We start from the raw sequence: 10,565 nt of genomic DNA, 5'->3' as shown, positions 1-10,565 counted from the left end.
TTTGGGTTCGGTTGGTATACTTCATCATCTGATTTCTAACCGCCAAATAACTTGTGCGGTCTTTATAAACACCCATGTCGGCAAATCGGACAGGGGCGGTATCATCACAATGCACGTAACGATAACGAGCCAAAGGTAACGGCACAAAATCCACCCCCGAGCCACCCCACGGCTGACACCGCAAAATCCGCTTAATGACAAGCGGTATGCCACGCACGCCATGCCATTTTAGGGCGTGTATGCCATAGACAGAACAGGTCGGGTAGAACCGACAGCGAGCGGGGGCAAGCGGACTGATTGCTTTTTGATAAAACTTAATAACAAGCAGTAAAAATTTGACAAGCATAATCAAAAATCACTGGGAATTATCAGCAGGGAATAGGGTAGATAATTTTTCAAAAATGTGGGTCAGCTCACCATGTAAGTCAGTCTCTTTTGTGTAGTCTTTCTTAACAATCAGCACCACGTCCACCACCCCAAGCATGGGGGCAACATGGCGAAAGTATTCACGAGTGAGCCGTTTTAGTCGGTTACGCATGACCGCAAGCTTAACCTTCTTTTTGGTAATGGCAAGCCCCAAGCGGGCGTGGGTTTGCTCGGACTCACCTGCTTGGACAAATAGAAGCAAATGCTCTGAGTGGATTTTTTTGATAGGATTATCAAACACCCGTTTAAAGTCATTGGGGCTAAGCAGACGCTGAGCTTTGGTAAAGCAAAATGGCGGGGTGGGTTGCTGTGGACTTGTCATGGCATAAACGTATTAAATCAAACTATCATACAAGGCTTAGTGTGTTTCGTCAATGGTTTATCCAGCATACAAAATCCTAAAGTTACAAACTTTTAAGGCAAAATTTGGACAAACAAAAGCACCCAAAAGGGTGCTTAATCTGTGATAATCTATAAGATTATACGGTCAGACGATGACGACCTTTGGCACGACGACGAGCCAAAACTTGACGACCGTTTTTGGTAGCCATACGAGCACGGAAACCGTGAGTGCGTTTGCGTTTTAGAACGCTGGGTTGGAATGTACGTTTCATAATTCACCTTAAGGTTGTATCACAGGCTCTGCAGAAGCCGTTTTTGTGATGGTTTATGTTTAACCAAACAGTTAAGCTACCAGACTGATTATCAATCAATGTGCTTATAAATTAATGTTTGGCGAAAAACCTACGGATTTTACTAAAAAGATGTGTCAAAGTCAAGTTAATTTTTTAAAAGTTTGGTTTTTTTGATGGTTTGTATTATGATATGTGATTTGTTTTGACAGTCAAAATATAGTAACTTTTAAATTATTTTAAAAAGTTATCCACAGATTTGCTACTGGCTTATTTTTTATTTTAATATAAAAATAATAATAATAAGGGTTTAATATTTCTGTGGATAAGTATTAAAATTTTATATAAATCATATATTTATATTGTTGGTAAACCTGTATATAACTTGTGGGTAAAATGTGAATAAGTTCTTTGTTTTACTTATCCACAAACTTATCCACAAACTTATCCACAAAAAATTATCGTTGAAAAATGTCAAATTTGTGGTATTATAGGCAAAAATTTAAGTGTGGGCAAGTTGGTATTTGATTAAAAATCATGCAATTACCAAGAATCGCAGGATTTTTCGCCCGATTTGTATTTTAATTATTTTTATCAAAAACTTATCGTTATGATTATTTTAAATCATAACTTTTGGTTTCTAATGATGTTTGAGTGAATGTAAACATGAAAAGTGGTCTGGCTGTGTTCTGGCTAATCACTTAAATTCGTTTTCAGTTAGATTTTGCTTACCCAAGTTTGTTATTTGAGTTAATTTATCATGCAAAACATATCGCTATTCGATGAAGTCATGCCGGAACATCTACCGTCTGATAAGGTGGGTGCTGGTATGGATGTGAGTGTTGGTCAGAAAAATGACGCCCCTGCTGTCGATGAAAAAGGCGTGGCGGATAATGGGGTGGGTGATGACGACATGATTGGCGATGTTCAAAAGCATGATGTCGATGCTGAGCTGTTTTGGCAGTCGTGCTTATCTGAGCTAAAACATGAACTCAAAGAGAGCGAGCTGAACCAATGGCTACGCTCTTTGAAGCCTGTATTTGCTGATGAGATGCTGGTATTGTTCGCCATTAATGATGTGTTTATCCGTCGCATTGAGACGCATTATTATGACAAAATCTGTGCGGTGGCGGCACGTCTGGCAGATGGTGGCAGTCAGGATGTGTCAGGTGTCGCCCTTCGGGTCATGCCCCTTGTGCCAAAAAGCGACAAGACAGATAAATCCCCTAAAAAACAAAAGTCCAAATCACCCAAAAAGCCGACAAGCATCGAGGAGAGTCAGCCCTTAGAAGAGCGGTTTACCTTTGAAAATTTTGTCAAGGGTAAGTCTAATGCACTGGCATATAACGCCTGCCAAGAGCTAACCAAAAATCTGACCGATAAGGCTGCCAAGCACGACACGCATTTGTATTTTATCTATGGTTCATCAGGGCTGGGTAAGACTCATCTTATGCATGCGGTGGCTCATCGTTATGAGCGTGCTGGGCTTTTGGTGTGTTATTTTAGTAAAGATCAGTTTTTTAAGGTGACCATTAACGCCTTGCGTGGGGGTGAGGGTGGGGCGGATTCTTTGCTTCGGCGGATTTGTCAAGCAGATTTGCTCATCGTTGATGACGTGCACATGATTAACAACAAAAACGGCCCGAAAGTCTCGCAGTTTTTGATGGCGCTATTTGGCGAATTCACCAAAGGTGATAAACGCTTGATTTTGGCATCTGACAGACCGCCATCCCAAATGCAGGATTTTGACACACGCTTTTTGTCACGCTTTGAGGGTGGATTGTCGCTTGCCATTGAACCGCCTGACATTGAAATGCGTATGCAAATTTTGCAAAAAAAGGCGACTTTGCTTGGCATGGAGCTGCCTAAAGACTGTGCGATTTTTATGGCACAAAACATGCCCCCCGATGTCCGCCGATTAGAAGGGGCGTTAAACCAAGTGCGTGCCAATGCTCTATTGGTGGGTGGTGAGGTGACACTCTCGCTGGTGCGTCACGCCATCAAAGACCGTATTGAAGCACGAGCGAGGGCGGTCAATGCAGAGAACATCCGTGACTTAGTGGCGGAGTATTATGGCGTGTCGGTCAAAGATTTGATTGGTAAAAAACGGGCCCGTAATATCGCTCGCCCCCGTCAGATGGCGATGGCACTGGTGCGTGAGCTGACTCAAGACAGTTTTCCTGAGATAGGGCAAGTGTTTGGCGGACGAGACCATACCACGGTTATGCATGCTTGCGAGAAAATTAGTGAACTGCGAGCTGAGGAGTCATCGGTAGAAAAAGATTACCAAGCCTTACTTGCCACGCTTGAATTTGCCTGATGATAATAGCCATCATGAAATGCGGTGTGAAGTTTGTTATAATAGACGTATTAGGGCGTGCTGAACATTGATAACATTATTTATAAAAACGATGAAAATTTAACACTTTTGTCAATTTTTGCATGAAAAATGGCTAAATCTGGTTTTTCTGCGTCAAAATCCTTGTTGATATTGCAATATCAACTGCGGACTTTTCCTTGAAAAACGGGCGATTTCCCCTATTTTTCATTGCAAATACCAATATTCAACACGCCCTACATTTTTGTAAATATTAAGGATTTTTATGAAATTAGTCATTGATAAAGCCCTGCTCATCAAAGCCATGACGCTCATCATTGAGGCGGTGGATAATCATCACCAAATGGCGATTTTAGGCAACCTAAAACTCGTGTTAGAACCACAAAGCCTGACGATGACCGCGTCCGATTTGGAGGTGGAGCTGACCAATGTCATCAGTCTGCCTGAGGGGGCGTGCGTGACGGCAGGGGCGGTAACCATTCCTGCGGATAAGTTCTTTGGTATTTGTAAAGCTCTGCCTGATAATATGGTCAGCATTGAAGTGGCGGGCAGTCGCTGTCACATCACCAGTGGTAAGGGTAAATACATGCTCAGCACGCTACCTGCTCAGGATTATCCAAGCATTGGCGAGCCACGTTCAGAAAAGCTGGTCAAAATCGGACGCGATACCCTATTTAATCTTATCAAGCACACCCGCTTTGCCATGGCGACCCAAGACGTACGTCACTACTTGACAGGACTGCTCTTTGAGATTGAGGGCGACAAACTGACCGCGGTGGCAACCGATGGACATCGTTTGGCGGTGGCGTATCAAACTTTGGCGGACAGCCATGATGAAACCAAAGTCATTATCCCTGGTAAGGCGGTCAGTGGGTTAGAAAAGCTCTTGACCGACCTACTAAAAACCGCCGAAGAAAATGGCGACATGGTAACTTTGGGGTTAGATAACGACTTTTTGACCGTCAGTTTAAACTTTGGCGGGCAAATGATGATATCTTTGACCGCCCGTTTGATTGAGGGTAAATTCCCCGACTATCGCCGTGTCATGCCAACCAATAACGATAAAATCGCCATTTTTAATAAAGACAGCATGGTCGAGGTCTTGCGTCGGGTGGCGGTGGTAAACACCAAAGACTCTCCTGGTGTGCTATTGCACTTTGCCAAAAGTGAGACGGTGGATGTCATCTCCACCAACCGTGAGCAAGATGAAGCCAGAGAAGAGGTGGCGGTCAATTACACAGGTGAGCCGATTGAGATTTCATTTAATGAGTCCTATTTGCGTGCTGTGTTAAATGTGTTAGAGGGCGACATTCGCCTAGAAATGGTACATCCGACCAGTCCGACACGCATTTATCAAGTGGGCGATGACCGCAATTATCAATATGTCGTCATGCCCATGCGTGTGTGATGGGCAGGGCATGATCACACAGCTTCAAATCACCCACGTACGCAACCTAGCTCAGATAAGTCTGACACTCGCTGATTGTAATGTGTTCGTGGGGTGTAATGGCAGTGGCAAAACATCGCTTTTAGAAGCGGTGTTTTTGTTGTCTCGGGGTAAAACTTTTCGTCATCACGAACCCAAACGTTACATCAGTCATCATCAAAAATCCTGCACGGTGTGGGCGATGACAGGGTCTGACATGCTGGCGGTGCAAAAAAACTTAGATGAGCGACAGCTGGCAACGACGGTGTTAAAACTCAATGGGCAAACCGTGACAACCCAAAGTCCACTGACTTATGCCTTGCCAGTGTTGCCCATTGACCCCAGTGGGATGACGGTGTTAGAAGAGGGCAGTCATGCCAGACGGCAGATGTTGGACTGGCTGACGTTTCACGTGAAACAGGAGTTTTATGGAGAGTGGCTTGCCTATCAGCGACTACTCAAGCAGCGAAATCTATTACTAAAATCGCCCCGTGTGCGTGAGCGAGCGGGCGAAGTGCGGGCATGGGACAGTCAGCTGGCACATCATGCAGACAAACTACACCAATGTCGGCAGGCGGTCTTTGAGCGGTGGCAGGTGTGCTTTGATGATATGATGGGGCGACTACTACCACATTATCAGGGCGATATTTATCTGTCTTATCAAGCAGGCTTTGATGATAAGACAGGACTACTCTCTATATTGGCGTCTCGCTTGGACTCTGACATGGAGCTGGGTTATACTCGCGTGGGGGCTCACCGTGCTGATATGATGGTGATGTTAAAGCAGTCTGGCGATGGCGGACACATCAAAAGTCAGGCGGTGGATGTGCTCTCTCGGGGCGAGAAAAAACTGCTCATCATCGCCCTAAGACTCTCACAGCTACAAGTGATGTGTGCGTATCAGCAGATACAGCCTGTGGTGCTTGTTGATGACATTGATGCGGAGCTTGATGTGGGGGCGATGGATTTGCTACTTGATACGCTACTGTCACTGCCTTGTCAGCTCATGATAACCAGCTTACAAGATGAGACGGTAGAGATAATCGCCGAAAAAATATCAGCCCTGTATGAGCCGAAGAGCCTTAAAAAGTTTCACGTGAAACAGGGTGAGATTACAGCAGATGGGTGTTTCACGTGAAACAAGAATGTGTAATAAATAAGCGATAAAAAGAGCTTGGTGTTTAAGCTCTTTGTTTTATTAAGGCTTTTCCACTTGTGTCTTAATCTCTTGGACGGCTCGCCATGCTTGGTCTATTGCCCCATCAGCATAAGGCATCCAGTCGGCATCAGAGTTTGCCATGTGGATGTTACCATGAGCTTGTTTGACGCTATCTGGTGTTTTCTCAGCACTATCATCTTTGTCAAATAAGACGTTGCGTTCATAGCTGTATCCATGTCCCCAGCGGTTGATGGTGATGGCAAGAATCTTGTCGTCAAGATTCTCTCCTGCCACGTCGTACATCTCACGCAGTTGGTCAAGGGCTTGCTTTTCTAGGTCGTGATAATTGGCTCGGTACAGCTCGGAGCGTCCGATTTTACAGGCTTCACGCACGTCTTTGCCTGCACCATAAGGTACAGCAATGCGTGCCATATGAATAACCATAGGCTCACTCGGGTCTTTGGGGTAGTGATAACCGCCCATGCTTACAGGATAATCTATCATGATAAAGCAATAAGGGGCTTTAGGGGCGTAAAACTGCCATGCACCGAGCTTTTTAAAGGCTTGCCAATCCTTGACCAAGATTTTGGTATAAATCATTGGCACACGGATGTTTTGTAAGTGGTCATCCTTTTGGGACTGAGGTAGGTTGTTATCGATAAATGGTATCATGCCATGCTGACATGCTAAGATGCAGTGATGAGCGTCCACACGGTGGAGTTTGCCGTCTTTTTTGTAGCCTATCATCACGCCTTTTTTGTCGCCGGTTTCGATATTTTTGACTTGGACGGCGGTGGCATTTAGGCGGATATTGACAGACTGCTCGGGCGTGTCAAGCTTGGTGTAGTCAAATTTGTCCAATACGATGGCTTCCATCTCGCTTTTGCCGTTGGCGTGGTCGGGGTTGGCGACAACTGCGGGTATCATCTTTTTAACCAGTAGGCGAGCGATGGAGGCGTTGCCATCAGGAAAGTGAAAAATATAAGGTTCGCTCTCGCCATCGTCATCGGCTTCTAGCCCTGATAATTCAAGTCCTGCATAGCCTTCATAAAAGGCATTATAAGCTGACAGACCATCAATGTTAAATCCCCAGTATTCCAAACAAAGCTCTTCCATATACGCCATCGCTCCTTGGGGAAGTTTGACGTGGTCTTTTAAAAATTTGTCGTAACTGATGGATTGTAGATAGTCTTCTCGCTCGCCCGGTGTCATGTCGCCCAAATAGTCTTTGGGAGTGGTGTATAGCTCTATCAAGGCGGTTTTGTCCGTATCTGATAAAGGAGCTTTGGCAAACAGCTCTGTGGCGTTGTCAGCATTGGGCTCATCGGACAGTACCACACTTTGTCCAAAGGTGGCTTTATTAAAAAACACGCCCTGCTTGTTCATGCCTAGATTTTTAAAATAATCTTGGTCATAATAGGTATAGAATTTTTGTACATCAATACCAAGCTCATTGAGTAGTCCCATGGCTTCATCGCTATAATCGCTTGGGGTGTCGATGGATTCACTACCGCCATAGCTGATGCGAAAGATGTCTTTACCATCAACACTCTCGCTAAACTCATTGCGTTTGGCATGACCGCCGAAGTCATCATGGTTATCTAATACCAAGATTTTGGCACTGGGAAACTTTTTTTGGTAAAAATAGGCGCTGGCAAGACCGCTAATGCCTGCCCCGACCACAACCAAATCTACCGTCTCTGACACGCTCTCGCCTGAGACGTCAAACTGTACTTTTTTCCATGCCATCTCATGAGCGACATCATAACTGCCTGCATGATTGCCACGCAAGCCTGTCAGTTCGGGTGGATAGTTGGAGCTGGTTTTGGCGGTTGGCGGTGGAGTACCGCCACTGGTTTTGGGGGCGTCTGCCTGTGGCGTGGGAGTGTCATCACTGCAAGCGGTCAGTGTGCCTGTGGCAAGGGAGGTGATGAGTAGGGCTGAGCCGTTTAAAAAATCACGGCGAGTGATGCGTTTGTTCATTATTTAAGCAGGTGATAAAAAGATAGATTGTAACGCAAAATTTTAAAAAATCAATGAAAAAGTGATGGGTATAGATAGAAGTTTTTGAAAACGATAAAACCCCAACTTGCGTTAGGGCTTACCGTATGGGTTTTGCAGTCCGTCCATCATCCGTGGTTCATGTATCAGCGGTCATCCGTGGCGGCGTATCCATTTGCCGTCTTCCTTGCTGATGGGTGTATTATGCCAAAAGTTATCTTGTAAGAAAATACGCAAAAATCGCAAAGTTTTGTAAGTATATGCTCACAAACGCAAATCATGCCCCAAACTCCTTTATCAACGCTCGCACGTCCAATATCAGCAAAATGACAAAGGCAATCATGGTGGCACCTTGTGTAAAATGGATGAAAATGGACAAATCGGGGCGTGGATTTGTGCCTATCAAACACCCCCAAAACTTGTTATAATAGCACATTTATCATTCTCATACAGTAGGATATTATGGATACCCAAGCCACAAGCTCTAATGCCATCAACCACACCGCCATCTACCAAAAACTTGCCACAGACCATGCCGTGCGTGCCGAGCAGGTTCAAGCCTTTGCTGATTTGCTGGACGAAGGGGTGAGCGTGCCATTCATCGCCCGCTATCGTAAGGACAAGACAGGCGGACTTGATGATGACATGCTTCGCACCCTAGAAAAAGCCCTAACGCACGAGCGGGATTTGGAGGTTCGCCGTAACAAAGTACTTGACCTTTTGACCGCCCAGAATGCCTTGACGGACGAACTTTCTGGGCGTGTCAAAAACGCCATGAGTAAATTGGAGCTTGACGCCATTTATGAACCTTACCGCCCAAAACGCCGTACCTTGTCGGCTAAGGCGACTTTGGCAGGACTTCGCCCCCATGCCCTGCGGATTTTGGCAGGAGAGAGCTTGGACGCCGCTCTGTCCGACTACACGCCCGTTAGCACGGTAACGGACGAGCAGGGCGAGAGCTTTGATGTGGATTATAGCACTCGTGAGCTACAACTATCAGGCGTGCAAGCGATTATTTTTGATGAATGGTCGCTAAACTTAGATTTGTTTGATAAAGTGCGGACGGGCTTTAACGCCACAGCAAGCATTCACTCTAAGCTTGTGGGCGAAGAAAAGCGAGAGGCAGGCGAGAAATTCAAAGACTATTTTGACCATACCGAAACCTTTGCCAAACTCTCCAATCATCGCCTGCTTGCCATGCTTCGTGGCAGACAGGCAAACGTGCTTGTCTTATCCGTACTTGGCGAAGATGAGCCGTTTGTCGCCCAAATCAAAACCGCTTTTGGGGCGAGCGATACAGACGAGCGTGGGCAGTTTTTGAGCGAGACGGCAGACAGATTATGGAATGCCAAATGGCGACCACAGATAGAGCATCGCCTATTGACCGAAAGACGACTGGACGCTGAGACGCACGCCATCGGTGTTTTTGCCCAAAATCTAAAACACCTACTCATGACCGCCCCTGCTGGACGTAAGGTTATCCTAGGCGTGGACCCTGGTATCCGTCATGGCGTAAAAATGGCGGTGATTGACAGCACAGGCGATGTCGTGGCGACCGATACCGTGTATCCCTTTACCGACCCCACGACCGACAAGGCAAAGGCGGTGATTGCCAAACTCATTGCTGATTATGGCGTGGAGCTTGTCGCCATTGGCAACGGTACAGCAAGCCGTGAATCGGACGAGCTTGTGGGGGCGGTGATTAGTGAGCATAACTTATCCGCTAAGGCGGTGGTGGTGAGTGAGGCGGGGGCGAGCGTGTATTCGGCAAGCGAGATTGCAAGTCACGAGTTGCCCGAGCTTGATGTGTCGGTGCGTGGGGCGGTGTCTATCGCCAGACGACTACAAGACCCTTTATCCGAGCTTGTCAAGGTTGAACCTAAGGCAATCGGCGTGGGGCAATATCAGCACGATGTCAATCAAGCCGAGCTAGAATCTAGCCTTGATAAAGTTACCGAAGACTGCGTGAATGCGGTGGGCGTGGACGTGAACACGGCAAGCCCTGCTATTTTGGCTCACATTGCAGGGCTGAACAAAAATGTCGCCCAACAAATCGTGAACTACCGCCGTACCAATGGGGCATTCAAAAACCGTGAAGAGCTAAAAGCCGTGCCACGCTTGGGTGTAAAGACTTTTGAGCAGTCGGCAGGATTTTTGCGTATCAAAGACGGCACCGAACCACTAGATGCAACAGGCGTACACCCTGAAAGCTATGGGCTTGTTTATGAGATTTTGCGTAAGGCGGACAAATCACTATCGGACGTGCTGGGCAACGAGACTCTTGCCAAATCGCTAAATGACAGCACGGACAATTTTAGCCAGCTTGCCACGGTGCTTGCCGAGCTTGCCAAACCTGCCCATGACCCCCGTGGCGAATTTAAAACCGCCAAATTCCGTGATGATGTGAGTGAAATCAAACACTTACAAATCGGCATGGAGCTAGAAGGCGTGGTAACGAACGTAACTGCGTTTGGCTGTTTTGTGGATATTGGCGTACACCAAGACGGGCTTGTGCATATCTCTGAGCTGTCCGACAGTTTTGTCGCTGACCCTGCGGACATATACCAACCGAACTTAAAAACT

9 protein-coding genes are annotated in these 10,565 nt (G+C 46.3%); 5 read left to right on the top strand and 4 right to left on the bottom strand.

Annotation, left to right across the window (positions count from 1 at the left end; genetic code table 11):
* The 3 genes from yidD to rpmH all read right to left on the bottom strand — a co-directional run.
* A partial coding sequence (yidD, locus tag B5J93_RS09120; RefSeq protein WP_079326101.1) for a membrane protein insertion efficiency factor YidD occupies positions 1 to 346 on the bottom strand: 346 nt, incomplete at its 3' end.
* A 9-nt stretch (positions 347 to 355) separates the two neighbouring features.
* Positions 356 to 748: a ribonuclease P protein component gene (gene rnpA / locus B5J93_RS09115; protein WP_079326100.1), complete on the bottom strand. Its 393-nt coding sequence runs from the start codon at positions 746 to 748 to the stop codon at positions 356 to 358.
* Between the two features lie 157 nt (positions 749 to 905).
* Positions 906 to 1,040, bottom strand: a complete 135-nt coding sequence (gene rpmH, locus B5J93_RS09110) for a 50S ribosomal protein L34 (protein WP_029103370.1) — start codon at positions 1,038 to 1,040, stop codon at positions 906 to 908.
* Positions 1,041 to 1,818: 778 nt separating this feature from the next.
* Between rpmH and dnaA the strand changes: the two genes are divergently transcribed.
* From dnaA to recF, 3 genes are all read left to right on the top strand, one after another.
* Positions 1,819 to 3,378 carry a chromosomal replication initiator protein DnaA gene (gene dnaA, locus B5J93_RS09105; RefSeq protein ID WP_228144917.1) on the top strand — a complete coding sequence of 520 codons (1,560 nt, stop codon included), beginning with the start codon at positions 1,819 to 1,821 and terminating at the stop codon, positions 3,376 to 3,378.
* Positions 3,379 to 3,661: 283 nt separating this feature from the next.
* Positions 3,662 to 4,804: a DNA polymerase III subunit beta gene (gene dnaN, locus B5J93_RS09100; protein WP_079326099.1), complete on the top strand. Its 1,143-nt coding sequence runs from the start codon at positions 3,662 to 3,664 to the stop codon at positions 4,802 to 4,804.
* 10 nt (positions 4,805 to 4,814) lie between these two features.
* Positions 4,815 to 5,960, top strand: a complete 1,146-nt coding sequence (gene recF, locus B5J93_RS09095) for a DNA replication/repair protein RecF (protein ID WP_079326098.1) — start codon at positions 4,815 to 4,817, stop codon at positions 5,958 to 5,960.
* 60 nt (positions 5,961 to 6,020) lie between these two features.
* On the opposite strand, the gene B5J93_RS09090 is transcribed toward recF, so the two are convergent.
* Entirely contained in the window at positions 6,021 to 7,964 is a 1,944-nt protein-coding gene (locus B5J93_RS09090) for an NAD(P)-binding protein (RefSeq protein WP_079326097.1), read from the bottom strand.
* 278 nt (positions 7,965 to 8,242) lie between these two features.
* Between B5J93_RS09090 and B5J93_RS13825 the strand changes: the two genes are divergently transcribed.
* Complete coding sequence (locus B5J93_RS13825; RefSeq protein WP_167432608.1) at positions 8,243 to 8,410, top strand: hypothetical protein; 168 nt, start codon at positions 8,243 to 8,245, stop codon at positions 8,408 to 8,410.
* A gap of 34 nt (positions 8,411 to 8,444) precedes the next feature.
* Positions 8,445 to 10,565 (top strand): helix-hairpin-helix domain-containing protein (locus tag B5J93_RS09085; protein WP_143823523.1); only part of this gene is annotated, 2,121 nt, incomplete at its 3' end.

The sequence above is a fragment of the Moraxella equi genome (assembly GCF_002027555.1).
Classification (GTDB): domain Bacteria; phylum Pseudomonadota; class Gammaproteobacteria; order Pseudomonadales; family Moraxellaceae; genus Moraxella; species Moraxella equi.
This window is presented reverse-complemented; position numbering and strand designations above follow the sequence as displayed.

Coding starts and splice junctions, on each gene's coding strand:
- rnpA (WP_079326100.1), bottom strand. CDS start 748: ATGACAAGTCCACAGCAACCCACCCCGCCATTTTGCTTTACCAAAGCT.
- rpmH (WP_029103370.1), bottom strand. CDS start 1,040: ATGAAACGTACATTCCAACCCAGCGTTCTAAAACGCAAACGCACTCAC.
- dnaA (WP_228144917.1), top strand. CDS start 1,819: ATGCAAAACATATCGCTATTCGATGAAGTCATGCCGGAACATCTACCG.
- dnaN (WP_079326099.1), top strand. CDS start 3,662: ATGAAATTAGTCATTGATAAAGCCCTGCTCATCAAAGCCATGACGCTC.
- recF (WP_079326098.1), top strand. CDS start 4,815: ATGATCACACAGCTTCAAATCACCCACGTACGCAACCTAGCTCAGATA.
- B5J93_RS09090 (WP_079326097.1), bottom strand. CDS start 7,964: ATGAACAAACGCATCACTCGCCGTGATTTTTTAAACGGCTCAGCCCTA.
- B5J93_RS13825 (WP_167432608.1), top strand. CDS start 8,243: ATGCTCACAAACGCAAATCATGCCCCAAACTCCTTTATCAACGCTCGC.